Raw genomic sequence first — 23,455 nt, 5'->3', positions numbered from 1 at the left:
GACATCGTCCGCACAGTTCAATGGTGCCGTGCCGCCTCGGCACGAGCAAGATCGTGCCATGGATATGGGCACGGCGCACCCATACGAGTTATGTGCAAAGCGTATGAATAAACCACTGCCGTCCGGGCTCGCACGAAACACCCGGACGGCAGTCGCAAAGACGACTAGTTCTTCGCAGCGGCCTTGTTGTAAGCCTCCGTGATGTCCGCGGAGATACGCCCACGAGCAGAAACCTTGTGCCCATTCCGGCGCGCCCATTCACGAATCGCCGCACTTTGTTCACGATCGATCGAAACCCGGCTCTTCGGACCCGTCGAAGCGACGGCAGCGCCCTTGGTACGGCGCCGGCCGCTCACGCGACGAGCGTTGGCAACCCAGACCTCCAGACCGTCCCGCAGCTTGGACGCATTAGCCGTCGACAAGTCGATCTCGTACGAGACGCCATCGATTGCGAACTCGATGGTCTCGTCCGCGATGGACTCACCGTCGACATCGTCGATCAGGCTAACGGTGACCTTCTTTGCCATGAGATGAACGTCCTCTCGAAATCGTGCGACCCGCATAGTTAGGCCGATTACCCAAAACTAGAATACCGCTGAATTCGATAGTCCCAGAACGGGCACCGACAATGCAATCCAGAGAACTCAGCGAGCTACTGGACGCACAATTGGAAAGAGTATCGTTTCCCGGATTCCCAAGCCAGTCAGGGCCATCAGCAACCGGTCGATTCCCATACCCGTTCCGGTCGTCGGAGGCATACCGTGCTCCATCGCGGCAAGGAAGTCCTCGTCCAGCCGCATGGCCTCATCGTCGCCCGCAGCGGCCAAACGCGCCTGATCCTCGAAACGTTCCCGCTGGATCACCGGATCAACGAGTTCGGAATATCCGGTCGCGAGTTCGAAGCCGCGCACGTACAGATCCCACTTCTCGGTAACCCCGGGCTTGCTCCGATGCTGACGAGTCAGCGGAGAGGTCTCCACCGGGAAGTCGCGAACGAAAGTCGGCGCGTACAGCTTGTCGCCGTAGACGTGCTCCCAGAGTTCCTCGACCAGTTTGCCGTGGCCATAGCCCTTGTCCTGCGGAATTTCCAGACCGACGCGTTCGGCCAGTGCCAGCAATTCCGGTACGGAAGTTTCCGGCGTGACATCCACACCGATCGACTCCGACAACGACGGGTACATCTCCACTGTCGTCCACTCGCCGGACAGATCGTATTCCGTGCCATCGGCAAGAGTGACCACCTGCGTGCCGTAGACCGCCTGCGCCACTTCCTGGATCAATTCCCGCATCATCTTCGCGGAATCGTCGTAGGTGCCGTACGCCTCGTAGGTTTCCAGCATTGCGAACTCGGGCGAATGGGTGGAGTCGGCACCCTCGTTTCGGAAGTTCCGGTTGATCTCGAAGACCTTCTCGATACCACCGACCACACATCGCTTCAGGAACAACTCCGGAGCGATACGCAGGAACAACTCCAGATCCAGCGCATTCGAGTGGGTGACGAACGGGCGCGCCGCCGCACCGCCGTGGATGGTCTGCAGCATCGGGGTCTCGACCTCGAGGAAACCCCTGCGCTCCAGCGCGTCTCGCAGCGCGCGCACCGCGGCCACGCGGGTGCGGGCCATCTCACGCGCCTCCGGGCGCACGATCAGGTCCACATAGCGCTGCCGGACGCGGGACTCCTCGTTCATCTCCTTATGCGCCACCGGGAGCGGGCGCAGCGATTTGGCCGCCATCTCCCAGCCATCCGCCATGATGCTCAATTCGCCTGTGCGCGAAGCGATCACCTCGCCGTGCACGAACACGAAATCGCCCAGATCCACATCGGACTTCCACGCCGCGAGCGACTCCGCGCCCACGCCGTTGAGGCTGATCATGGCCTGCAACTTGGTGCCGTCACCCTCCTGGAGAGTGGCGAAACACAGTTTTCCGCTATTCCGCTGGAAAATTACGCGGCCCGCGACTCCGACAACCTGACCGGTTTGGGTATCGGCTTCGAGTTCGGGATATGCGGCGCGAATTTCGGCGAGGGTATGCGTGCGGTCGATGACCACCGGATAAGCCTCACGGCCTTCGGCCAGCAACCGCTCCCGCTTCTCGCGGCGAATCCGCATCTGCTCGGGGACATCCTGTTCCACGACCGGAGTCGCGGAACGCTTCTGACCTGCGGGAGACGTGGTGCCTGCGGAGGAAGAGGGGGTGGGGGTGCTCACGGGGCTTTAGCTTATCCTGCGGTGGAAACCCATTTTTCCGCCGCCCGGGCAAACCGCGGCCCGATTTTCGCGAATCGGCTCAGAGCCACGCGAGGGTGACGACCTCGCGCTCGAAATGCGGTGCGGTGGCGGCCACCATGAGCAGTCCGGCGGCCTTCAACGCCTGGTATCCGCCCACCAGATCGGTGGCGCGGCGCAGGCCCAGCTGTTGCAGCGAGGAGGCCGCCAGGCTGGAGGTATAGCCCTCCGAGCAGACGATGATCCATTCGCGGTCGTGATCGTCGGCCAGGGCCAGGCGGGCCGAACTGGTCGGGTCCAGACGCCATTCCAGGACATTGCGCTCTATCACCAGTGCGCCGGGGAGCGTGCCCTCCCGCATGCGCTGCGCCTGCGGGCGAATATCCACCAGCAGGGCGCCGCGGGCGATGGCCTGCGGGATTTCCACCGGGTACAGGCGTCGCAGCCGCTCACGCGCTTCGGCGAGCATGCCGTCGATCGTCATGTGGGTCATTCGAGTTCGCCTTCGGGCTGGTCGGTGAGAACGGAACGGGTGCGGCGCAGCGTGCCGTGACCGGTGACCTCGTAATAGGACATCGCGGTCAGCGGCGGCGAATAGGCGTGCACACTCAAAGTCGGATCGAGCGGGCCGGAAATACCGGCTTCGGCGGCGGGGGCGCGCACCACGTCGTGCACCCAGCCCAGCGGGAAGGAAGCCTGATCGCCCGCGGACAGCGTGCGCCGGCGCAATTCCTTACCGTTCCAGCGGAATTCGGAGAGCGCGCCGGAGAGCACGGTCAGCGCGCCCAGTGAACCGGCGTGATCGTGCAATTCGGTGGCGATATCGGCCACCCAGCTGATCAGCCACAGGTCGACCTCGTCATCGGCGAGAAGTCTTACCGCCCAGCGCTTTTCGGTCGGCCACAGGCCATCGGCGGGCAGCAGGTGATCGTAACGCCCGGCCAGTACGTCCTCGGCGCCCTCATCGGTGAGACGCAGCAGGTCGGCGGGACGCAGCCGGGTGGGGAGAGCCGACGCGGTGGCCCGTTCGGTCACCTCGGGCAGGAGCCGCGAGCCGCCGTGGGGCGCATTGGCTGTGGAAAGGGAAAGTACCGAAGATCGCATGAGGCGAAACTCCAAGAAGTGTGTGCACGGTCGAGGGCAAAAACGATGCCTCGACGACGCCGAGGCTGGTCAGCCTCGACAACACTCCTGGGTGCTCACGCGGAAATACACGAGGGGGAGCTTAGCAGCCGTTCTCGCCGAAGCAACAGAGGCCACGGAGAACGACTGCGTCACAAACCGACGGGTACGCATTACGGCTGGCGCACCTTGCGCTGCTGATTGCGCTCGTAGACCAGGCGCAGACCATCCAGGGTCAGATGCGGTTCGTGATGCTCGATGGTCTCGGACTCCGGCACGATCAACGGGGCCGTCGCACCGGTCGCCACGATCGCCACATCATCGCTGGAGAAGGCGTCGAATTCATCGCGAATTCGATCGATGAGGCCGTCGACCATACCGGCGAAACCGAAAACAGCACCGGACTGCATGCATTCCATGCTGTTCTTACCGATCACCGAACGCGGCCGCGCCAGCTCGGCCCGGCGCAGCGCGCTGCGCTCCACCAGCGCCTCGGTGGAAATCTCCACACCTGGCGCGATGATGCCGCCGAGAAATTCTCCCTTGGCCGACACCAGATCCACACAGATAGCCGTACCGAAATCCACCACAATGGCCGGGGATTGGTACCGATGGTAGGCCGCGAGACAGTTCACAATACGGTCCGCGCCCACCTCCTTGGGATTGTCCACGAGCAACGGAATACCGGTTCGCACACCGGGTTCCACCACAATGTTCGGGACATGACCCCAGTAGCGGCCGAGCATTTCACGGAGCTCGCGCAACACCGGCGGCACCGTGGACAGCGCGGAGACACCCATAACCTGCTCCGCGTCCGCACCGATCAAACCCCGCACCATGAGCGCGAATTCATCGGCGGTCAGCAGCGGATTGGTATGGGTCCGCCACTGCCGCACCAGCTTCGCGTGCTCCCCGCTACCGGAGAACAGGCCCAGCTCGATGCTGGTATTGCGGACATCGATGGTCAGCAGCATGGGTGTCCCCGACGCTCCGTTCAGTTCGTGGATAGAGAACGCGGTGAGATCAGGTCCGAGCCCTCGGGCGCGTGCGCCGGATCCGAACCCAGCTCCACCTGACGATTGCGCTCGTCGACGAATACCACGCGGGGCGCGTACTCCCGCAACTCCGCCTCGTTCAGCTGTGCGTAGGCAATGAGAATCACCAGATCACCCGGATTCACCAGATGGGCGGCGGCGCCATTGATTCCGATCACGCCGGAACCGCGCTCACCCGCGATGATGTATGTCTCGAGCCGGGCGCCATTGGTGATGTCGACAATCGCGACCAGCTCACCCTCGAGCAGATCGGCGGCATCGAGCAGGTCCTGGTCCACGGTCACCGAGCCGACATAGTGGAGGTTGGCATGGGTCACCGTGGCACGGTGGATCTTGGACTTCATCATGGTGCGCAACATCGCCTGTTGCCTTTCTAACGAATTGTGGCCTGAGCAGGCCGGTAGGGAGTGTTCGGATTGCCGTCGACAGGCGTACCGAGGGTGACGGGCAGATTGTCGATGAGGCGGGTGCCGCCCACTCGGGCGGCGATCAGCAGACGCGCGTTTCCGCTGGTCTGCACCACACCGAGATTGGAGTCGCGGATCTCCAAGTAGTCGAGTTCAATGCCCGACACCGTGGACAGTACCGAATGTGCCGCTTCCAATACGGCTTTCGGGCCAAGTCCGGCGGCATGCCCGCCCGCGGCCAGCGCGGCCGACAGCGTGGTCGCCAGCTCACGCTGGGCGGGATCGAGGAATCGGTTCCGGGAGGACAGCGCCAAACCGTCCTGCTCACGCACGGTGGGAATGGCGACGATCTTCAGATCGAAATTCAGATCGCGGACCATCTGCCGGATCAGCGTCAGCTGCTGATAATCCTTCTCGCCGAAGAACGCCTCGGAGGGGCGGCAGATCTGGAACAGCTTGGCCACCACGGTCAGCATGCCCGCGAAATGGCCGGGGCGGACCGCGCCCTCGAGCTCATCGCCGATCGGGCCGGGGTGCACGGTGGTGCGCGGGCCGTCCGGGTACATCTCGGCGGCGCTGGGCGCGAACACCAGCTCCACGCCCTCGGCGCGGAGCAGCTCCACATCGGCGTCCAGGGTGCGCGGGTACTTGTCCAGATCCTCGCCCGCACCGAATTGCAGGGGATTCACGAAGATGGACACGATGACAACCTGATTGGTGCGCTTGGCTCGCCGCACCAGCTCCAAGTGGCCCTCGTGCAGTGCACCCATGGTCGGCACGAGCGCGACCGTACGACCCGTCGAACGCAAAGCCTTGGCAACCGAGGTGACCACCGCAGGCTCGTGCAACACGGTCAGCTCACCGCGCTTGTACGCACCACGCAGTTTCGGGTCCATCAGTGTCCTTCCAGCAGATCGAACAGGGCGGGGTTGGTCTTGGCGCGCTCGGCCGAACGCAGTGCGAGAGCGCGATATCCGGCCGCGATGCGCGGGTCCAGATCCTCGAGCGCCTCGAGATGCGCGGCCACCGCGGGCACATCGCCGCGCGCCACCGGGCCGGTGAGCGCGGCCGGGCCGCGGCGCAGCGCGTTGTCCAATGCGGCAGAGGCCAGCGGGGCCAGCATGCGCTCGGCAAGTCCGTTCGGCTGTTCGTCGACCATCTGCTGACCGAGCAGGCCGGGGCCCGCGAGCGCCGCGCGCAGGGCCGCCACGGCGTCCACGATCAGGGTCACCAGATGATTGCTGCCGTGCGCCAGAGCCGCGTGATAGAGGGTGCGGTTCTCCTCCGAGACACGGACCGGCTCACCGCCCATCTCGATCACCAGCGCCTGCGCGATGGCATAGCCGATATCGTCCGCGGCGGTCACGCCGAAGCAGGCATTGGCCAGTCGCGCGATGTCCTCGTCATGTCCGGTGAAGGTCATGGCCGGATGAATCGCCAGCGGCAGCGCGCCCAGCGCCGTGAGCGGGGCCAGGATCGCGATGCCGTTCGCACCGGAGGTGTGCACCACGATGGTGCCCGGGCGCACCACGCCCGCGGTCGCCAAACCCGCGACCAGCCCGGCCAATTCGCTGTCCGGCACCGCCAGCACCAGCAGTTCGCTGCGCGCCGCCACCTCTTCGGCGGGCAGAATGCGGGAATCCGGCAGCCGCGTCTCGGCGCGCCGAATCGAGGCGTCCGAAATCGCGGAAACACCGAAGACCACATGCCCGGCGCGCTCGAGTACCGCACCCAGGGCGGAGCCGACGCGTCCCGCCGAGACGATTCCCACCGTCAGTCGTGCAGGCGCAAGATCGGTTCCGCAGACATCCTTGTCCGAGGTCACCCTTGTCCTCTCGAAGTTCGTTCCAGTCCCGCATCGCGGGTACCAGACGTTACGGCCCGAGGATATCGGCCTCGATACGGCGAGGCCACCGACTGTGGGATGTCTTACAGGCGGTTACCGGCCACCCTCGGAACGCAGGTTCGCCATGATCTCGGCGACCGACAGGCGACGGCCCGAATCATCGTCGGCGTCCTCGTCGGAACGACGACGGCGACGCGAACTCGCGGTGCCGATCGGCTGCGCGGGCGCGGCGGGCGGGGCCAGCCGCGGATTGGCGGACGATCCGGATTGCTCGGCCGCGTCCTGCTCCCCGCCGTTCGCCGACTGCGGCTGACCGCTGTCGGCGGGTTGCGTCGCACCGCCCGTGGCGGCCGGTGCCGCGGCACCCGACTGCGCGCCATTGCCGGTCGCGGTGCGGGGCACCCCGCCCGCCTCGGACAGATCGGTCTCGAACCACGGAACCTGCTCGGGCCCTTCACCTTCCAGGCTGGTGAGCGGCTCGGTGTGCTTGCGCTCGGCGTCATCGCCGTTGTTCGCTCGCGGAATCGGTTGCGCCGAACCCGAACCCGAGCGCAGGGCGTCGGCGGCGGCCCGCGCGGCGTCCACGTCATCGCGGGAATCATCCTGCGGTGCGGCGGGTTTGGCGGCGAAGTCGTCCTCGAACGGGCGCAGATGCTCGAAATCGTGCGGCGGCTCGTAATCGCGATTGCGATCGGCCGGATGATGCGGCACGCGCAGCCGGTCGATGCTGTCGGTGACGATGGAGGTCTCCGCGGTCACCGGATCGTCGAAGGGACTGGCGAAGGCCGGGGGCTCGGGATGGTCGGCGTCGAAGACCGGGGTGATGCGGCTGCCGAGGTCCTGTTCGATCGGATCGACGGGCGCGGACCACGGATCCCAGGAGTCGGTGTCCTCCCAGTTACCGTTCGCCGACCCATTCGGGGAATTGCCGTTGCTGGCCGGCAATTCCTGCACTCGGACGGCATCGGCGCGCAGAGCGGGGCGTTCACCGGGCAGATCGCCGTCGAAGAGACGCTGCAGGCTCTCGCGCAATACCGTCAGTTCGGCACGCAATGCGGCCATTTCCTCGGCATCGGCGCCGACCTCTTTACGCACTCGCGACTCGACGCCGAGCTCGTATTCGCGGCGGGCAGCAACCTCGCGCTCCAGCTGCAGTTGGTAGACCTTTTGCAGGTCACCTACTTTGGCCCGGTCCGTAGCCGACTCCCTGCGATAACGGGTCGCGGCGAGGGCTCCGATGGCGGCCGCCCACAGCGCCGCGACCAGGCCCACACGGATCATGTGGACGTTATCGCTGAAGACCAGGAAAATACTGGCAACCAGACCGAGGAGAAGCAGCAGACCGGTGAAGAATTTTCCCGCGTCTTCACGTCGTCGACGGGAAGCACTGCTCCGGGAGGGTGAAACCATAGCCACCAACATAGCTTGAACTGGACACTCCGGCTTCAACCTTGCCGATCATCGTCGACTTTATGTTTGCTATGAGGTAGCCGCTTCATCGGGCGGATCAATCGGCGCGCGACAGCAATATTCCAGCCACAATGCCGCCGCCACCAGCAGCAGCCCGGCCACCAGGCCGACCACCGCACCCGGGGTGTCCGCCGAGGCCGCCCGCAGATCCGAGCCCTGCGGCAGCAGCCAGATCAGGAACCCCAGCCAGATGCCACCCACCAGCGAACCCACCTGGGCCGACGCCTTGGCCAGCGCCACCGCCCGCGCCGCGGTGATCGGATGCAACTGCCGCGGACTGTCCCCGATCCCCCGGTTCTCCACCCGGGCCCGAATCACGAACGCCAGCACCGCCTCCAGCACCGCCACCGGCAGCAGCGAGGCCCCCGAGAACACCGTGATGGGCGGGAAACTCGAATACGCGACATTGGTGGCGATCCAGGCCACCACCGCCGCCAGCGCCACATTCAGGCACAGATCCAATACGCGAGTCGGCTTCACACCGGCCACCCCAGCGCCAGCTCGGTGCGGCGCACACCCTCGATCTCGGCCGCGTCCAGCACCTCGAGCAGCTCCCGAAGCGATTGCGGCGCACCGGCACTCACCTCCAGCGCGGCATCGGGCTCCACCTCCAGCCACGGCACCAGCACGAAGGCCCGATTGTGCGCCTGCGGATGCGGCAGCGTCAGGATCGGATCGGCACTGCGGCACGGCACCTCGCCGTCCCGGCGGCGCTGTGCGGCCCACACGATATCCACATCGAGAGTCCGTGCGCCCCAGCGCACCTCGCGCACCCGCTCGGCCGCCTGCTCCAGCTCCTGCCCCACCCGCAGCCAATCCGAGGGCTCCAGCTCCGGATCCTCGGCCACCAGCACCGCGTTGAGGTAATCCTGTTGCGGCACACCGCCCCACGGCGGCGTGGAGTACACCGACGACACCGCCAGCAGGCGCGGGCGCAGCGCCTCGATCACGCCGCGCAGGTGCGCCAGCCGATCACCCAGATTCGATCCGATCGACAGCACTACCCGGCTCACCGCTACGCCTCCTCCGGTTCGCGCCGACGGGACGTGACGACCCGGACATCTTCGAAGCTATGCGGAATCGGCGCGGAGGGCTTGTGCAACACCACCTCGACCTCGCGAATTCGCGTATCGGCCATCACCGCGTCGGCCAATTCGGACACCACCGTCTCGACCAGATCGCGCGGTTCACCCGCCACGATGCGCACCGCCAGATCGGCCAGCTCACCGTAGTGGATGGTGTCGGCGATATCGTCGGATTTGGCCGCGGCCGCGAAATCGGTCCACACGGTCAGATCCACCACGAAATCCTGGCCGTCCCGCTTCTCGTAATCGAAGACGCCGTGATGGCCGAAGACGCGCAGGCCGCGCAATTCGATGCGGTCGGTGCTCAAAGTTGTTCTCCCTGTGTCCAAGTCCACCTGTCGACGACCCCGCCCGCGCGGGCCCGCCGGGCATTGCGCCAGGCATCGGTGACCGCGATGGCGTCCAGCGAGGCGCGCACATCGTGCACGCGCACACCCCAGCCGCCGTGCTCGGCGGTCAGGGCGGAAATGGTGGCGGTCGCGGTTTCGCGACCGGCGGGGGGACGCGGAATATCGGCATCAGCCAGCAGCGAACCGAGGAAACGCTTACGCGAGGCGCCGATCAGAATCGGCAGCCCGGTCGCCACGAATTCCGGTAGCGCACCGAGCAATTCCCAATTATGGTCCGCGTTCTTGGCGAAACCCAGACCCGGATCCAGCACCAGGCGGCCCGGATCCACCCCGGCGGCGACGGCCACATCGACCTGATCGCGCAATTCCGCGAGCACCTCGGCGACGACATCGCCATAGTGCTCGGCGGGGCCCGTGTGCTCATAGTTCGCACCCGCGCGCCAATGCATGAGAATCCACGGAACACCGGCCGCCGCAACGACTTTCGCCATATCGGCATCGGCGCGGCCACCGGAGACGTCATTGACCACCGACGCACCGGCCTCGATGGCGGCCTCGGCCACCCGGGCACGCATGGTGTCCACACTGGTCGGGACGCCGAGCGATACGAGCTCCCGGATCACCGGGACGACGCGTGCGGCCTCGGTCTCCGGGGAGACCCGGTGCGCGCCGGGACGGGTCGACTCACCACCGATATCGATGATGTCCGCGCCCTGCTCGTACAGCCGCCACCCGTGCGCGACGGCCGCACCCACATCCAGGAACTTGCCGCCGTCCGAGAACGAATCCGCGGTGACGTTCACGACGCCCATCACGACACATGTGCGGCCCCCGCGGGGCAGCACCAATTGCGTCCCCCGCGAACCGCTTTCGGTCATGGTCGGTGCGCTCACTTCCGGAGAATGAGGTCCAGGGCCTCGGCGCGCGAGGACGCATTGGTCTGCAGCAGACCGCGCACCGCGGAGGTGGTCGTGCTCGCGCCGGGCTTGCGGATTCCGCGCATCGCCATGCACAGGTGCTCGGCCTCCACCACGACGATCGCGCCGCGCGGGTCCAGCTTGCGCATGAGGGCGTCGGCGACCTGGCTGGTGAGGCGCTCCTGCACCTGCGGGCGCTTGGCGTACATATCCACCAAACGCGCCAGTTTGGACAAACCCGTCACGCGGCCGTGCGCGCCCGGGATATAACCGACGTGCGCGACACCGTGGAACGCCACCAGATGGTGTTCACAGGTCGAGTACATCGGGATATCGCGGACCAGCACCAATTCCTGATGCCCCTCGTCGAACGTGGTGTCCAGCACCTTGTCCGGCTCGGTGTAGAGCCCGGCGAACATCTCCTTGTACGCCCGGGCCACGCGGGCCGGGGTATCGGCGAGACCGGGACGATCCGGATTCTCACCGACCGCGAGCAGCAATTCGCGAACGGCGGCCTCTGCGCGATCCTGATCGAACGGCCGACCGGTGTCGAGCGCGATCGGACCGGAGACGACACGGTTGTTGGCCGACAATCGACACCTCCTGTAGAGAACTGCCGCACGTGGAAAAGGGTGCGGCGTACGCGGCTGCCGCCGGTACGGGCCCGGACACCAGGCGTGGCGCCCGCCGCGAGCGGTGCACCCGCACGCGGTGCGGTGGTGCACCCACCCGCGCGCGGAACCTCACCGCCCGTCGCGCGGGCCCGCACCTACCGGACCGGACCCGAACCGGGCCGCGAACCAGATGAGCCTATCCGGGGCTCGATCAGCGGCGACCGTTCGGTCCGTCCCACTCACCGTTGTCCTCACCGGCGGGCGGCTGCTGGCCCTCCGGCTGCTGCTGCCCGTAGTCCGGCTGCTGCGGCGGCTGCGGCGTGTACCGCTGACCACCCGCGGGGGCCCAGCCCCCGTACGCCTGCCGCTGTGGCGGCTGCGTCTGCGGCTGATCCTCCTGCGGCGGCCAGCCCGGGGCCGACCATCCGGCGGGAGCGCCGTAATCCGGACGGGAACCGTGCGTGCCCGCGGGCCGCGGCGGATAACCGCCCGGCTGCGGCAGCGGATAACCGGCCGGAGCGGGAGCGGGGTAGCCGCCGTACTGCTGTCCGCCCGGATAGGCCGGATCGGCCGCCGGATAGCCGTTGGCGGGCTGCCCGACCGGAACGACCGGGCGCACCGGCTCCTCCGGCCACGGCTCGCCGCGTTCGGTGGCCAGCTCGCGCGGGGTCTTCACCGGCGGGCGATCGGACGGGGTGCGGCCGCCGAAATCGTTGAAAGCGGTTATGCGCGGCCGCTTTTCAATGGTGGCGAGCACGACCTCGAGATCCTTGCGGTGCAGCGTCTCCCGCTCCAGCAGCGCGGTCGCCAGGGCGTCCAGCTCATCGCGGTAGTCGTTGAGCACGGCCCACGCCTCGGTGTGCGCGGCCTCGATGAGGTTGCGCACCTCCTCGTCGATCTCGCGGGCGACCTCGTGCGAATAATCCGAGGCGGTGCCCATCGAACGACCCAGGAACGGGTCGCCCTGTTCCTGGCCGTAGCGGACCGCGCCCAGGCGGGCGCTCATGCCGTATTCGGTGACCATGGCACGGGCGATCTTGGTGGCCTGGTCGATATCGGAGGAAGCGCCGGTGGTCGGCTCGTGGAACACCAGTTCCTCGGCCGCGCGACCACCCATGGCCATCACCAGGCGGGCGATCATCTCCGACCGGGTCATCAGGCCCTTGTCGTCCTCGGGCACCGTCATGGCATGACCGCCGGTGCGGCCGCGGGCCAGGATGGTGACCTTGTAGACGGGCTCGATATCCGGCATCGCCCACGCGGCCAGGGTGTGCCCGGCCTCGTGGTAGGCGGTGATCTTCTTCTCGTGCTCGCTGATGATGCGGGACTTGCGGCGCGGGCCGCCGATCACGCGATCGACCGATTCCTCCAGGGACGCACCGGTGATCACGGTGCCGTTCTCACGCGCGGTGAGCAGTGCGGCCTCGTTGATCACGTTCGCCAGGTCCGCGCCGGACATGCCGACGGTGCGCTTGGCCAGACCCTCGAGGTCGGCATCGGTCGCGATCGGCTTGCCCTGCGAGTGCACCCGCAGGATTTCGCGGCGACCCGCGAGATCCGGATTGCTCACCGGGATCTGCCGGTCGAAACGACCCGGGCGCAACAGCGCCGGATCCAGGATGTCCGGGCGGTTGGTGGCCGCGATGATGATGACGCCGGTGCGCTCACCGAAACCGTCCATCTCCACCAGCAGCTGATTCAGCGTCTGCTCACGCTCGTCGTGGCCACCGCCGAGGCCGGCGCCGCGCTGGCGGCCGACCGCGTCGATCTCGTCGACGAAGATGATGCAGGGGCTGTTCTGCTTGGCCTGATCGAACAGATCACGCACGCGGGAAGCACCGACACCGACGAACATCTCCACGAAGTCCGAACCGGAGATGGTGAAGAACGGGACGCCCGCCTCACCCGCGACCGCGCGGGCCAGCAGCGTCTTACCGGTACCGGGCGGGCCGTACAGCAGCACGCCCTTGGGGATCTTCGCGCCCAGGGCCTGATAGCGGGCCGGGGCCTGCAGGAAGTCCTTGATCTCGTACAGCTCTTCGACGGCCTCGTCGGCGCCTGCCACATCGGCGAAGGTGGTCTTGGGCATATCCTTCGACAGCTGTTTGGCCTTGGATTTGCCGAAGCCCATCATGCCGCCGCGGCCACCGCCCTGCATGCGGGACATCACGAAGATGAACAGGCCCAGCAGAATCACCATGGGCAGCATGAAGAGCAGGATCTGGCTGAGCCAGGAATCCTGTTTCACCGAGGTGTTGACCTTGGCGCCGGAATTCTGCGCGGCCTGGAAGATCTGCTGCGAGATCTCGCCACCGCCCGGATATTTGGCGATGATCTTCTTCTCGCCGCTGGTCGCATCATTGCCGTTCTTCAGCGTGATGCGCAGCTGCTGTTCTTTGTCGTCGATCTGAACGTTGTCGACATTGTCTTTGTTCTGCAGCTGGGAAAGCGCCACCGACGTGTCGACCTTCTGCCAGCCGCGCGTGTCATCACTGAAGATGCTGACCAGATAGATCACGAGCAGGAAGCCCGCGACTATGGCCAGGTTGCGGAACACATTCTTGCGGGTCATAGAGCGTCGGCCGGCGGCCAGTCCTTTCCGGGGGGTGTATCCGGTTTGCCTGCGATGCTTGTGGCGCGCCCGTTCCAGCGAACGGATGCGGACATGCCACGTTACCCCGTAGGGTCGAGTCGTTACATCGCGCAGTTCGGCAGCTAATGCAGTTCAACAGGTAAACGGCTAAAGAACGCGGGTGGTTCCCCGACCATCTGCGGCAACACGTCGGGACGGTCACCCCCTGGTGTCGGACCGAGTGGTCACAATGATGGCATGGTCGTCCCATCGTGAGCGACGACACAACAGAGCGCAGGGGGTATGGACATAGTCGAGCTACGGACACCCACAGCGATTGTGCGGCACGGCAACGGGCGACTGACGGTGCTGCGGCCGGGAACGGACGGCGAGCGCGTGCTCGACGTACCGGTCGCCGAACTCCTCAAGGTGCGGTTGAACCGGCGCGCGGATGACGCCGTCGTCATCGAGATCTATCTCCGCTATCCCACCCCCGTGCTCACCGGCGTGCCCGCCGACCGCACTCCCCTGCCGGTGCTCATCGCCGAACACGATGTGCCCGCCGCCACCGTCATCGTCGAGCGGATCAACAATCAGATCCTGGCCACCCAGCGCCTGGATGTGGCTTCCCCCGACCTGAATCCGCCCGCACCGTCCTGGGGCCGCACCGGTCCCGCCCGCGCCGATGTGGATCGCGCGGTGCGCCGGATGGCGCCCAAACGCGATGCCAAACCGGCCGTCGCCGCGCTGCACCGCTATGTCACCGCCGATGAGTATCTGCTGGAGGCCGCGCTCGTGAACGCGCAGCCGCCCGCCGCGAAAGGCGCTGGGCTGCTTGCGGTCAGCACCACCCGGCTGATGTTCATCTCGCTCGGCACCGGTAAGCGGTTCGCGCACGAGCTACCCATCGCGGCCCTGCTGTGGGCGCGCACCACCGATGACACCGCGGGCTCGGGCACCGCGCCGGGCGAGTACGGCGTCGAGGTGAATGACGGCAACCTGTCCTGGCATTTCACCGGGACCGATCGCGCCGATACCGAAAGGGTCACCGGCGCACTGAATTTCGCGATCCAACGGGAATCCGCCGACGGGGCAGCCGGTCCCGCCGATCCGGGCGTGCACAAGCTCTACTCCGAATGGGAGCTGCTCGTCGAGCGGCACTCCCTCGCCATGGTCGACGACGCGCAATTCCAGCGCTACGGCCGTGGCATTCTGCGGTCCCTGCCCGACTGAGAAGAATCCGGCCGAGGAAAAAGAGAACTGACCCGCCGTGCGGCGGGTCAGTCGATGGGCCTAGTCCTCCGGCTGTTCCGGTTCCGCCTCGGGCTGGAGTTCGATGCGCCGCCACGGACTGGTCGGGCGCATCCACAGGCGCAGCAGTTCCATGCGCCGGTCCACCCCGCCGGATTTGAGTTCGGCGAGATCCTCACACGCCTGCCAGTAGGTCCACCCCGCCAGATAGGCATCGCCGAATTGCCGCCAGTTGCGGTATTTGCGCTGAGCCAGCGGCAGGGCGCGCATGAGGTAGTCCCAGGCCACATCGGCCTCGAAATAGCCTGCGGTGTAAGCCATCCGGCTGACCGCGACGACGCGGGCCAGATCCCACGCCTGGATATCGGTGGGCAGCGGGCGCACCAGATGTTCGGTCAGGCCGAGTTTGATGGCCTGGGACCAGATGTCGTAATCGCGCACCAGCGCTTCGGGATTCTCCATCCCGCGGAACGAACCGACCTGGCGCAGGAACGCGCGATGCCGGTCGGCGCGCTCGCCGAAGCGGTCGCGTTCGGGGGAATTGATGCCCGCCATCACCAGTGGATGCACGAGCGCGTAGAGCGGTGAATGCATGCCCTCCAGGAGTTGCTCCATGGATGCCATGGCCTCGGTGCCGTCGGTGATGCCCCAGGCTCCGGTGAGGGTGTCGATGGCGAGTTCGCGGCGGTCGCCGAGGGGATGCTCGCGTTCGGGTCCGAGCAGCAGTGCGTCGTGGAAGGCGTCCCAGCGGGCGGAGTAGAAACCGCCGAGCGCCAGAGCGCGAAGTTCGTCGTCGGAGACCTGTGCGCCGGACCAGTGGTCTTCCTCGCGCTGGTCGAGCTCCGGGTAGGGGAAAGTCGTCAGCGTTGGCACGTCGCGGGCGGGCATGCCTCGATTCTTACTCATCAGCGATTTATTTGCCTCCGCTTCGCTCCGGCGGGTTCACGGCCCTGATGTCCCACTTCTTCCCTCCCTCCGCTCCTCCGCTTCGCTCCCCCGCTCCACTCAGTCCAGAAGCGGGACGGCCGCGAACCTCGGACGTGCTGTCCGGCAAGCTCTTGTTTCTTCACCTGTCATGCTTTTAATTCCGGCATTACTCTCTCGGGCATGTGTAGAAATATCACCATCCTGCGCGGGCTGGAGCCCCCCGCGACGGACCAGGAAATCTACGCGGCCGCGCAGCAATTCGTCCGCAAGATCAGCGGCGTCTCGGGCTTGACGACCGCTACGAAACCGGCCGTGGACAAGGCGGTGGAGGCCATCGCGGCCGCCACCACGCAGCTGCTGGCGGAGCTGCCGGATCGGCGGGTGCCGGTGGCGGCGGACAATGAGCCGCCGTTGCGCCGCATCGCCGCTCGTGAGGCCGCCGCCCGCGATGAGGACGCGAGCTAGAGCGGGCGGAAGGCGTCCGGTTCAGACGCCGTAGACGGCCACGCAGTCGAGCGCGATCTCCAGGCGCGGGCCGCGCCGGTCGATGGAGTGATCGAGTAGTTCTTCTATGCGCTGAATTCGGTAGCGCACGGTGTTCTTGTGTACGCCCAGTATTTTCGCGGCCGCGTCCGGACTGCGGCGGGCGCGTAAATAGGCGTGCAGCGTTTCGCGCAGGCGCGCCGATTGTGCGTCGGGTGCCGCGAGCGCGCCCAATTCCCTGTCGATGAGTGCCCGCATGGCGGTCTCGTCGGCTCCGGCCAGATAGGCCACCTCGACGTCGGGATAGCGCACCACGGCCGGTAGCCCGGGCCGGGCGCGTTCGGCGACCTGCCGGGCGGCGATGGCCTCGCGGTGTCCGCCGCGGAATCCGGCGACCCCGGCGGCGGGCACCCCGGCGGCCACCCGGACGGCCGTTTCGACCGGCCAGGCGGCTCGTGCGGAGTCCGGGAGCTCATCGTCCAGGCCGATCCACGCCCACAGCGCCGCGGCCCCGGAGGGGACGGTCAGGACACTGCCGTTGCCGAGGGCGCCGGCGCAGCGGGCGGCGACGCGGTCCAGCAGTCCGGCGATATCGTCCGAGCCGTCGGGCGGGGTGAGCGTGGTGTCCTCATCGGTCCACAGGACCAGGGCCAGATGTCGCTGTGCGAGCCGGTAGCCGAGCCGGGCGGAGGCGAGTTCGATATCGAGTTCGCCGCCGCCGAGCAGGGCGCGCACGATTTCGGCGCGCTGATTGAGCGCGGCGCGCAGACCGCTCTCGCGCTCCTGCATATAGGTGTCGGTGAGCGCCTCGACCGAGGTGCTGATCCAGCGGGTGGAACGGTCGAAAAGCCTTAGCAGGACATCTCTTTCGATCTCGCGGGGCAGCTGTCCCTGACCGACGATCTCGGTCATGTAGTCGAGCAGCGCCTCCTGGCCGACGTGGTAGACGCGCAGCAGCAGCCGCACATCGTGACCGCGCCGGGCGACGGTGCGGGCGAAGGCGTGCGCCTGTTCGGGCACCGGATAGTCGAACCGGTCCTGGGTGAGTCCGCTGAGCACCTCGTAGGCGTGCGCGCGGGTGCTGGCGGACAGATCGCGGCGCATATCCCGGTCGCGGAGTTCGGGAACACGGGCGATGATCGCGCTGTCCAGGCGGGTAAGCACCTGTTCCAGGTTCTCGGTGCGCAGGTTTTCCGCGACGAAATCGGCGATCCACTGCCGGGTGGCCTCGCTGGTCTCGATAATGGCCACGGGTGGACCTTCCCCTTTGGTTCCAGAGCACAAAAGCGACCGGAATCCTTGAGCCCAGAAGCCAAGAATGTCCCGGCGAAATTGTGTCACGATCATAGTTCAGTGAGCTGTCGCACAGCTCACGGAGCCGAACCGGTTCGCAATGCAGCGCACGTGGGAGAGCACACCGTGACCAATACCGAGCCCGCCGCGGGTTCCGCCCGTAAGACCGCACCCCGTAAGGCCGCCGCCAACGGCACCGCCAAGAAGGCGGCCGCGAAACCGGCGGCCAAGGCCGAGCCCGCCGCCCCGGTGGAGCCCGCGGCCGTGGTCGCCGCCGCTCCGGAAGCCGCCGCCGCGGCACCGGAACCGGCTGCCGCACAGGTGATTCCGACCGAGCTCGAGGTGCGCAATCCCGCCACCGGCGAGATCGCGGGCACGGTGCCGATCGATTCGGCGGCGACGGTGGCGGCCAAGGTGGCCGAATTGCGCCTGCATCAGCCCGAATGGGAGGCCATCGGCCCGGACGGGCGGAAGGAATGGCTGCTCAAACTCCAGGACTGGCTGGTCGACAATACCGACGCGCTCGCCGACATCCTGCAGTCCGAGACCGGTAAGGCGCGCATCGACGCGCTCATCGATCCCGCGTTCTCCATCGACCTGACCGGGTACTACGCCCGCCGGGCCGCGAAATTCCTTGCGGACGAACATCCTTCGCCGCACAGCCCGCTGGCCCGGGTGAAGTCGCTGACCCGGGTGTTCCGGCCGTATCCGGTGGTCGGTGTCATCACGCCGTGGAACTTCCCGCTCGCCATGCCGGTGATCGATGTGATTCCGGCGCTGGCCGCGGGTGCCGCCGTCATTCTGAAACCCTCTGAGGTGACCCCGCTTTCGGCGGTCGCGCTGGTGCGCGGCTGGCGTGAGATCGGTGCGCCGCCGGTGCTCGATATCGTCACGGGCGCGGGCGAGACCGGTGCGGCGGTCGTAGGCCATGTCGACTACGTGCAGTTCACCGGGTCCACCCCGACCGGCCGCAAGATCGCCGCGGCCTGCACCGAGCGGATGATTCCGTACAGCCTGGAGCTGGGCGGTAAGGATCCGGCCATCGTGCTCGCCGACGCCGATCTGGATCGCGCCGCGCACGGTATCGCCTTCGGCGGCCTGTTCAACGCCGGGCAGGTCTGTATCTCGGTCGAGCGCGTCTACGTGGAAGCGCCGGTCTACGACGAATTCCTGAAGAAGCTGACCGCCGCCGTCAAGGAGGTCCGGCAGGGCGTGGACGGCCGGGAACCCAAGTACGACATCGGCGCACTGGCCAACGAGGCGCAGGCCGGGATCGTGCAGCGGCATGTCGACGAGGCCGTGAAGGCGGGTGCGCGAGTGCTCACCGGCGGTAAGCGCACCGGTGTCGGCACGCTGTTCGAGCCGACCGTGCTGGCCGATGTCGATCACTCCATGAGCTGTATGACCGAGGAGACCTTCGGCCCGACGGTGCCGGTCATGAAGGTGGCCGATGAGGCGGAAGCCATTCGGCTGGCCAATGATTCGATCTACGGCCTGTCCGCGTCGGTGTGGAGCGGTGACAAGGATCGCGCGGAACGCATTGCGCGCCAGCTGAATGCGGGCGCGGTCAATATCAACGACGTATTCGCGAACATGTTCAGTTTCGCGCTGCCCATGGGCGGCTGGGGGCTGTCCGGCGTGGGTGCGCGCTGGGGTGGCGCGAACGGGGTGCGCAAGTACTGCCGGCAGCAGGCCATCACCAAGCCGATCCTGCCGACGCAGACCAAAGAGCTGCTGTGGTTCCCGTATTCGCCGACCAAGCTGGCGTTCTCGCTGGCCGCCATGCGGGCCGCGGGTGCGCGCGGACTGCGCCGGTTGAGCGTGCAGGCCGTGTTCGACACCGTGAAGGGGACCGGTAAGTGACCGACTTCAGTGGGATTTCCGGCAAGGTCGTGGTGATCACCGGTGGTGCGCGCGGTATCGGGCTGGCCACCGCGACGGCGTTGCGGGCGCTCGGCGCGAAGATCGCCATCGGTGATATCGACGAGGTGAGCGTCAAGGAGTCCGGCGCCGCACGGGGTTTCGAGGTGTACGGGCGGCTCGACGTCACCGATCAGCAGTCGTTCGAGAGCTTCCTCGATGACGTCGAACGGGAGCTCGGGCCGATCGATGTGCTGATCAACAATGCCGGGATCATGCCCACCGGGCGACTGGTGGACGAGCCGGACGCGATCACCCGCCGCATTCTGGATATCAATGTGTACGGCGTGATCCTGGGTTCCAAGCTGGCGGTGGCGCGCATGCTGCCGCGCGGCAGGGGCCACGTCATCAATATCGCGTCGCTGGCCGGGGAGACCCATATTCCGGGTCTGGCCACCTACAACGCGAGCAAGCACGCGGTGCTCGGGTTCACCGACACCCTGCGCGAGGAGTACCGGGGCACCGGGGTGCGGTTCTCGTCGGTGCTGCCGACGCTCACCAAAACCGAACTGGGGTCCGGTGTTTCGACGCCGGCGCTGCTGCGCCCGGCCGAGCCGGAGGAGATCGCGGACGCCATCACCCGGTTGATCGTGGAGCCCAAATCCAAGGTGCGGGTGACCACGGTGGCGGGTCTCATCTCGCAGGTGGTCGGGCTGCTGCCGGAGGCGCTGGGTGATGCGCTGGGGCGGGCGCTGGGTGCGCAGAGCGCGTTCCTGGACGATGTCGACTCCGGTGCGCGCAAGGCGTACGAATCACGGGTACGCGGTTAGTTTCACCGCGTTCAGAACTGAAACGGGTTGTGGCCGAGAGCAATTCGGCCGCAACCCGTTGTCGTTTCCGTGTCGTGATCAGTGCACGGTGGCCAGCACGAAACGTTTTCCGGGATCGATCATCTTGGAAACCGTTGCGCCGTCGCCATATTCGCCGAGTGCGGTCATATTCCAGCCCTGCGGCGCACGGGTCAGCATGCACATGAAAAGTCCGGTGCGGCGATCACCGCGGGACAGTTCGAAACGCACCAGTTCCGCGCCGGAGAAATCGTCGACCAAACGGCAGAAGGCGCGCGCGATTTCGTCGAATTTCTGGCCCGAGTAGGAATTCACGGTGAAGAGCAGGGCGTACACGTCGGGGGGCAGCGCGGGCAGGTCGACCGTGATCACCTCGTCATCGCCCTCGCCCGCACCGGTGAGATTGTCGCCGGAATGCTTTATCGCGCCCTTGAACGCGGACAGCTTCACGAACCAGACCTTGCCCAATTCCTTGGCCTGCCGGTTGTAGGCGACCACCGAGGCGTCGAGGTCGATATCCTTGCCGCGCTTGGCCGGATCCCAGCCGAGCGCCATTTTCACGCGGGTGAGCGAGGGCGCGCCGGTCTTGGTGAGCGAGACGGTCTCGTTCTTGCTCAGGGACACTCGGCCCTTGTCGAGGCTGACCGTCGCCTCGCCGAACCTGGGCTGCGGCGGAGGTGTGAAGGACTGCGGCTGCGGCGCGTACGGCTGCTGCGGCGCACCCTGCTGGTACGGCGGCGGCGGTGCCTGATACGGATTCTGCTGCGGCGGTGGGTAATACGACGGCGGCGGCGGATAGTTCGGCGTCGTCGGCGCGGGCGGCGTGTAATTCACCGTGGTGGGCGCGGGCGGCGGATAGTTCGGCACGGGTGGCGGGTAATTCACCGTCGTCGGCGCGGGCGGCGGATAGTTGACCGGTGGCGGCGTGTACGCCTGCTGCGGTGCGGGCGCGTCATCGACGGTGATGCCGAAATCGGTGGCGATTCCGGCGAGCCCGTTCGCGTAGCCCTGGCCGACGGCGCGCACCTTCCAACTCCCCTGCCGCCGATAGATTTCCACGCCGATCAGCGCGGTCTCGGTGCTCAGATCGGTGGGTGTGAAACTGGCCAGGGTGGTGCGCCCGGTCGGATCGGCGACGGTGATGGTGAGTCGTCCGGCGCGGCCCCAGTTGGGCGGTCCGGAACCGTCAAGGCTGGCGGTGACCACGATCCGGTCGATCTCGGCGGGCACCTGCCGGGTGGCGATCCGAATGCGGTTGGGCGGTTGGGCGGTGACGCCGGGACCGACCGGCTGGTTGTAGAAGATGAAATCGCTGTCGGATCGGACCTTGCCGGTGGCGGTGAGCAGCAGGGCCGCCACATCCACCGCGGTGGCCGCGCTGACCTCGACGACCACTTCGTCCGCGTTGATCGGCGCGTTCGCGCCCTTGGTCAATTCCATTGCCTGCCTTACCTCCCCGTTTCCACCACGGTAGCGCCGTATCGTCACCTGATGGACGACAACGGAGCGGTATTCATCGGACTGTCCACCCTGGACCTGGCGTACGCGGTGGACCGGTATCCCGCCGAGGACAGCAAGACCCAGGCCGATGAATTGTTCCTGGGCGCGGGCGGTCCGGCCGCCAATGCCGCGGTCGCCTACGCGCACCTGTCCGGCCGGGTGCCGACGCTGGTCACGGCGCTGGGCAAACATCCACTGGCGGAGCTCATCCGGAGCGATCTGCACCAGCACGGGGTCGGCGTCACCGATCTGACGCCGGACAGCGCGCAGCAGCCGCCGGTGTCCTCGATCATCGTGGCGACCGCGGCGGCGACGCGAACCATCGTGTCGCTGGACGGTTCCCGCGTATACGCGCCATTCGACAGCGAGGCCGCCGAACACCTGCACCGGGTGGCGGTGGTGCTGGTGGACGGGCACTATGCCGAACCGTCCCTGCGGATCGCGGCGGCGGCGCGCGAGCGCGGCATCCCGGTGGTGCTGGACGCGGGGCGCTGGCGGCCGGTGCACACCGAACTGCTGCCGCTGATCGATATCGCCATCTGTTCGGCGGCCTTCGCCCCACCCGGTGTCGCTCCCGCCGAACTCTTCGACCAGCTGCACGCGATCGGCCCGGCGTGGGTGGCCGTCACGCACGGCGCGCACCCCATCACCTATTCCATGCCCGGGGAACGCGGTGAAATCCCCATCGGCACAACGCATGCCGTGGACACCCTGGGCGCGGGCGATATCCTGCACGGCGCGTTCTGTCATTTCCATCAGCTCGGCGAACCGTTCCCGGCGGCGCTGCGGCATGCGGCCGAGGTCGCTTCGCGCTCGTGCGTTTCCGTCGGTACCCGGGCCTGGATGGATCAGACGATGCGGTAGGCGCGGCCGAATTTGCGCAGCACCAGATCGGCGCTGGGGCGGGTGCCCTCGACCAGGCGGGCATTGAGCAGATCACTCTCGGCGACCTTGGTGCGCGCGGCCTCGGGACTGCGGCCGCCGCGAATATGCCTGCGCACCAGGCGTTGTTCGATGACCGGTCGCGGGACATCGAGGTACCAGGTGGCGTCGAGCAGCGGCCGCACCGCGGACCAGCCGGGCGCGCCGTGATCGTTCAGCAGCAGGTAGTTGCCCTCGGTGACGATGATGCGCTGCCGGTCGAACACCACACCGCCGGGTACCGGTTCGTGGATCTCGCGATCGTAGGTCGGCCACGGAACCGGTTGTCCGAGTGGGGTTTCGCGCAGTTCGCGCAACCGGGCCACATATCCGGCGGCGTCGAAGGTATCGGGTTCGCCCTTGCGCGCGAGTTCGCCGAGCGCCCGCAATTGCGCATTGGTGAGGTGGAATCCGTCCATCGGTGCGACCTCCGCGATGGCGGTCCCCGCGGCCAGATTCAATTCATCGCGGACACCGCGCGCGAGGGTGGATTTGCCCGCACCGGGCGGTCCGGCTATCCCCAGGACGAACCGACCGGACTGTCCATCGGCGCGCTGCCTGATACGCGACGCCAGCTCCGCCAGGGAAGTTTCGACACTGCCGCGGGTCACGCCGCCAACCCTACGGAATCGACCCGAAAATCGTTGCCGCCTCGCCAGGTCCGCGGGCCGATCGATATCCGCCGCGTCCGCGATCGTTCGTCACG

24 protein-coding genes are annotated in these 23,455 nt (G+C 66.9%); 5 read left to right on the top strand and 19 right to left on the bottom strand.

Translation table 11 applies throughout. From position 1 onward, the window contains the following. Positions 1–164: 164 nt before the first annotated feature. The 15 genes from ACFC4D_RS05310 to ftsH all read right to left on the bottom strand — a co-directional run bounded on the left by ACFC4D_RS05310 (position 165) and on the right by ftsH (position 13,666). Complete coding sequence (locus ACFC4D_RS05310; RefSeq protein WP_364637635.1) at positions 165–527, bottom strand: Lsr2 family protein; 363 nt, start codon at positions 525–527, stop codon at positions 165–167. A gap of 117 nt (positions 528–644) precedes the next feature. Beyond that, positions 645–2,111, bottom strand: coding sequence for a lysine--tRNA ligase (gene lysS / locus ACFC4D_RS05305; protein WP_375963860.1), 1,467 nt, complete (start codon positions 2,109–2,111; stop codon positions 645–647). 178 nt (positions 2,112–2,289) lie between these two features. Further along, positions 2,290–2,712: a rhodanese-like domain-containing protein gene (locus ACFC4D_RS05300; RefSeq protein WP_364638010.1), complete on the bottom strand. Its 423-nt coding sequence runs from the start codon at positions 2,710–2,712 to the stop codon at positions 2,290–2,292. 5 nt (positions 2,713–2,717) lie between these two features. Next, positions 2,718–3,332, bottom strand: a complete 615-nt coding sequence (locus tag ACFC4D_RS05295; RefSeq protein WP_364637633.1) for a cysteine dioxygenase — start codon at positions 3,330–3,332, stop codon at positions 2,718–2,720. 191 nt (positions 3,333–3,523) lie between these two features. Beyond that, a complete protein-coding gene (locus ACFC4D_RS05290) occupies positions 3,524–4,324 on the bottom strand; it encodes a type III pantothenate kinase (protein ID WP_375962334.1) in 801 nt (266 codons plus the stop codon). Between the two features lie 20 nt (positions 4,325–4,344). Next, on the bottom strand, positions 4,345–4,764 hold the full coding sequence (gene panD / locus ACFC4D_RS05285) for an aspartate 1-decarboxylase (protein WP_364637629.1): 420 nt from the start codon (positions 4,762–4,764) through the stop codon (positions 4,345–4,347). A 14-nt stretch (positions 4,765–4,778) separates the two neighbouring features. After that, entirely contained in the window at positions 4,779–5,708 is a 930-nt protein-coding gene (gene panC, locus ACFC4D_RS05280; RefSeq protein ID WP_375962331.1) for a pantoate--beta-alanine ligase, read from the bottom strand. Continuing rightward, positions 5,708–6,637 carry a Rossmann-like and DUF2520 domain-containing protein gene (locus ACFC4D_RS05275; protein ID WP_376061926.1) on the bottom strand — a complete coding sequence of 310 codons (930 nt, stop codon included), beginning with the start codon at positions 6,635–6,637 and terminating at the stop codon, positions 5,708–5,710. Before ACFC4D_RS05275 ends, panC begins: the two co-directional genes overlap by 1 nt. 114 nt (positions 6,638–6,751) lie before the next feature. Further along, on the bottom strand, positions 6,752–8,068 hold the full coding sequence (locus tag ACFC4D_RS05270; protein ID WP_376061925.1) for a DUF6779 domain-containing protein: 1,317 nt from the start codon (positions 8,066–8,068) through the stop codon (positions 6,752–6,754). Between the two features lie 69 nt (positions 8,069–8,137). After that, positions 8,138–8,608 (bottom strand): DUF3180 domain-containing protein, encoded by a 471-nt coding sequence (locus ACFC4D_RS05265; protein WP_375962323.1) that lies wholly within the window; start codon positions 8,606–8,608, stop codon positions 8,138–8,140. Beyond that, complete coding sequence (gene folK / locus ACFC4D_RS05260) at positions 8,605–9,141, bottom strand: 2-amino-4-hydroxy-6-hydroxymethyldihydropteridine diphosphokinase (RefSeq protein ID WP_376061924.1); 537 nt, start codon at positions 9,139–9,141, stop codon at positions 8,605–8,607. Before folK ends, ACFC4D_RS05265 begins: the two co-directional genes overlap by 4 nt. Positions 9,142–9,143: 2 nt before the next feature. Further along, on the bottom strand, positions 9,144–9,521 hold the full coding sequence (folB, locus tag ACFC4D_RS05255; protein ID WP_375962318.1) for a dihydroneopterin aldolase: 378 nt from the start codon (positions 9,519–9,521) through the stop codon (positions 9,144–9,146). Continuing rightward, positions 9,518–10,375, bottom strand: a complete 858-nt coding sequence (gene folP / locus ACFC4D_RS05250) for a dihydropteroate synthase (protein ID WP_376062242.1) — start codon at positions 10,373–10,375, stop codon at positions 9,518–9,520. Before folP ends, folB begins: the two co-directional genes overlap by 4 nt. Positions 10,376–10,452: 77 nt before the next feature. Beyond that, positions 10,453–11,073, bottom strand: a complete 621-nt coding sequence (folE, locus tag ACFC4D_RS05245; RefSeq protein ID WP_375962315.1) for a GTP cyclohydrolase I FolE — start codon at positions 11,071–11,073, stop codon at positions 10,453–10,455. Between the two features lie 232 nt (positions 11,074–11,305). Next, a complete protein-coding gene (ftsH, locus tag ACFC4D_RS05240) occupies positions 11,306–13,666 on the bottom strand; it encodes an ATP-dependent zinc metalloprotease FtsH (RefSeq protein WP_364637613.1) in 2,361 nt (786 codons plus the stop codon). Between the two features lie 303 nt (positions 13,667–13,969). On the opposite strand from ftsH, the gene ACFC4D_RS05235 reads away from it, so the two are divergent. Then, positions 13,970–14,899 carry a hypothetical protein gene (locus tag ACFC4D_RS05235; RefSeq protein WP_375962313.1) on the top strand — a complete coding sequence of 310 codons (930 nt, stop codon included), beginning with the start codon at positions 13,970–13,972 and terminating at the stop codon, positions 14,897–14,899. Positions 14,900–14,959: 60 nt separating this feature from the next. On the opposite strand, the gene ACFC4D_RS05230 is transcribed toward ACFC4D_RS05235, so the two are convergent. Continuing rightward, positions 14,960–15,823 (bottom strand): DUF1266 domain-containing protein, encoded by an 864-nt coding sequence (locus tag ACFC4D_RS05230; protein WP_364637609.1) that lies wholly within the window; start codon positions 15,821–15,823, stop codon positions 14,960–14,962. A 201-nt stretch (positions 15,824–16,024) separates the two neighbouring features. On the opposite strand from ACFC4D_RS05230, the gene ACFC4D_RS05225 reads away from it, so the two are divergent. Next, positions 16,025–16,309, top strand: coding sequence for a DUF2277 domain-containing protein (locus tag ACFC4D_RS05225; protein WP_364637607.1), 285 nt, complete (start codon positions 16,025–16,027; stop codon positions 16,307–16,309). A gap of 21 nt (positions 16,310–16,330) precedes the next feature. On the opposite strand, the gene ACFC4D_RS05220 is transcribed toward ACFC4D_RS05225, so the two are convergent. Beyond that, the gene (locus ACFC4D_RS05220; RefSeq protein WP_376061923.1) at positions 16,331–17,578 is read right to left on the bottom strand and encodes a PucR family transcriptional regulator; all 1,248 of its coding nucleotides are present in this window, start codon (positions 17,576–17,578) and stop codon (positions 16,331–16,333) included. A gap of 306 nt (positions 17,579–17,884) precedes the next feature. Between ACFC4D_RS05220 and ACFC4D_RS05215 the strand changes: the two genes are divergently transcribed. Then, positions 17,885–19,483: an aldehyde dehydrogenase family protein gene (locus tag ACFC4D_RS05215; RefSeq protein WP_376062241.1), complete on the top strand. Its 1,599-nt coding sequence runs from the start codon at positions 17,885–17,887 to the stop codon at positions 19,481–19,483. Further along, positions 19,480–20,310 carry an SDR family oxidoreductase gene (locus ACFC4D_RS05210; RefSeq protein ID WP_376061922.1) on the top strand — a complete coding sequence of 277 codons (831 nt, stop codon included), beginning with the start codon at positions 19,480–19,482 and terminating at the stop codon, positions 20,308–20,310. Before ACFC4D_RS05215 ends, ACFC4D_RS05210 begins: the two co-directional genes overlap by 4 nt. Before the next feature lie 78 nt (positions 20,311–20,388). Here ACFC4D_RS05210 and ACFC4D_RS05205 read toward each other — a convergent pair whose 3' ends face one another. Continuing rightward, positions 20,389–21,768: a TerD family protein gene (locus tag ACFC4D_RS05205; protein WP_376061921.1), complete on the bottom strand. Its 1,380-nt coding sequence runs from the start codon at positions 21,766–21,768 to the stop codon at positions 20,389–20,391. A gap of 51 nt (positions 21,769–21,819) precedes the next feature. Between ACFC4D_RS05205 and ACFC4D_RS05200 the strand changes: the two genes are divergently transcribed. After that, a complete protein-coding gene (locus ACFC4D_RS05200; RefSeq protein ID WP_376061920.1) occupies positions 21,820–22,692 on the top strand; it encodes a PfkB family carbohydrate kinase in 873 nt (290 codons plus the stop codon). On the opposite strand, the gene ACFC4D_RS05195 is transcribed toward ACFC4D_RS05200, so the two are convergent. Continuing rightward, positions 22,677–23,360, bottom strand: coding sequence for a nucleoside/nucleotide kinase family protein (locus ACFC4D_RS05195; RefSeq protein ID WP_364637597.1), 684 nt, complete (start codon positions 23,358–23,360; stop codon positions 22,677–22,679). The genes ACFC4D_RS05200 and ACFC4D_RS05195 overlap by 16 nt on opposite strands. Between the last annotated feature and the right edge of the window lie 95 nt (positions 23,361–23,455).

Origin of the sequence: Nocardia sp. NPDC056000 (assembly GCF_042269265.1) — a bacterium.
Classification (GTDB): domain Bacteria; phylum Actinomycetota; class Actinomycetes; order Mycobacteriales; family Mycobacteriaceae; genus Nocardia.
The sequence above is the reverse complement of the archived record's forward strand: the minus strand, read 5'-3'. Positions and strand labels throughout refer to the sequence as shown.

Coding starts and splice junctions, on each gene's coding strand:
- ftsH (WP_364637613.1), bottom strand. CDS start 13,666: ATGACCCGCAAGAATGTGTTCCGCAACCTGGCCATAGTCGCGGGCTTC.
- ACFC4D_RS05300 (WP_364638010.1), bottom strand. CDS start 2,712: ATGACGATCGACGGCATGCTCGCCGAAGCGCGTGAGCGGCTGCGACGC.
- ACFC4D_RS05205 (WP_376061921.1), bottom strand. CDS start 21,768: ATGGAATTGACCAAGGGCGCGAACGCGCCGATCAACGCGGACGAAGTG.
- ACFC4D_RS05230 (WP_364637609.1), bottom strand. CDS start 15,823: ATGAGTAAGAATCGAGGCATGCCCGCCCGCGACGTGCCAACGCTGACG.
- ACFC4D_RS05200 (WP_376061920.1), top strand. CDS start 21,820: ATGGACGACAACGGAGCGGTATTCATCGGACTGTCCACCCTGGACCTG.
- ACFC4D_RS05310 (WP_364637635.1), bottom strand. CDS start 527: ATGGCAAAGAAGGTCACCGTTAGCCTGATCGACGATGTCGACGGTGAG.
- ACFC4D_RS05295 (WP_364637633.1), bottom strand. CDS start 3,332: ATGCGATCTTCGGTACTTTCCCTTTCCACAGCCAATGCGCCCCACGGC.
- lysS (WP_375963860.1), bottom strand. CDS start 2,111: ATGCGGATTCGCCGCGAGAAGCGGGAGCGGTTGCTGGCCGAAGGCCGT.
- panC (WP_375962331.1), bottom strand. CDS start 5,708: ATGGACCCGAAACTGCGTGGTGCGTACAAGCGCGGTGAGCTGACCGTG.
- panD (WP_364637629.1), bottom strand. CDS start 4,764: ATGTTGCGCACCATGATGAAGTCCAAGATCCACCGTGCCACGGTGACC.
- ACFC4D_RS05290 (WP_375962334.1), bottom strand. CDS start 4,324: ATGCTGCTGACCATCGATGTCCGCAATACCAGCATCGAGCTGGGCCTG.
- folP (WP_376062242.1), bottom strand. CDS start 10,375: ATGGGCGTCGTGAACGTCACCGCGGATTCGTTCTCGGACGGCGGCAAG.
- ACFC4D_RS05270 (WP_376061925.1), bottom strand. CDS start 8,068: ATGGTTTCACCCTCCCGGAGCAGTGCTTCCCGTCGACGACGTGAAGAC.
- ACFC4D_RS05235 (WP_375962313.1), top strand. CDS start 13,970: ATGGACATAGTCGAGCTACGGACACCCACAGCGATTGTGCGGCACGGC.
- ACFC4D_RS05225 (WP_364637607.1), top strand. CDS start 16,025: ATGTGTAGAAATATCACCATCCTGCGCGGGCTGGAGCCCCCCGCGACG.